Annotated in this window: 1 protein-coding gene; it reads left to right on the forward strand. The window is 48.9% G+C overall.

Annotated elements, in window-relative coordinates; genetic code table 11:
• On the forward strand, window positions 1-644 hold a 644-nt coding region (locus tag HFD99_RS24850; protein ID WP_185157165.1), incomplete at both ends, for a condensation domain-containing protein.

Genomic DNA, 644 nt, shown 5'->3' on the forward strand with positions numbered 1-644 from the left:
TGTAACCTTGGCCGAGCTGGATCAGTTAGTAGAGCGGACTCGTGACATCGGGGAACTGGAAAATGTATATGCCTTGACACCGATGCAAAAAGGCATGTTGTTCCATAGCCTGATGGATGCAGCGTCAGGGGCTTATTTTGAACAAACGACCTTTGACTTGCGTGGTCGCTTCCAGGCAGATATTTTCCAAGATAGCTTGAATCATTTGGCGCAGCGGCATGAGATCTTTAGAGCTAATTTCATTAGCGGCTGGCAGGATGAGCCCGTGCAGGTGATTTTCCGCCGCAAGGATGTTGGTTTCAGCTATGAAGATTTGCGTCATTTGGATGATCAGGAACGTGACGCGTATGTGAAGGAATTTATTCGCCAGGACAAGGCAGCCGGATTCGATTTGTCCCGGGATGCGTTGATGCGCGTGGCGATTTTACGGACAGGTGATGAGGATTATTACTTTGTGTGGAGCTCTCATCACATCCTAATGGACGGCTGGTGTGTGGCGTTGGTAACGGATGAGGTGTTTGAGGCTTATTTTGCAGCCGTAGAACATAGAGAACCAAAGCTCGCCCTGGTGACTCCATACAGTCAGTATATTGAGTGGCTTGAAGCCCAGGATGTAGAAGCAGCAGCCTCATACTGGAAAGATT

Source organism: Paenibacillus sp. EKM301P (genome assembly GCF_011800295.1).
In the GTDB taxonomy this organism is placed as follows: Bacteria; Bacillota; Bacilli; order Paenibacillales; family Paenibacillaceae; genus Paenibacillus; species Paenibacillus polymyxa.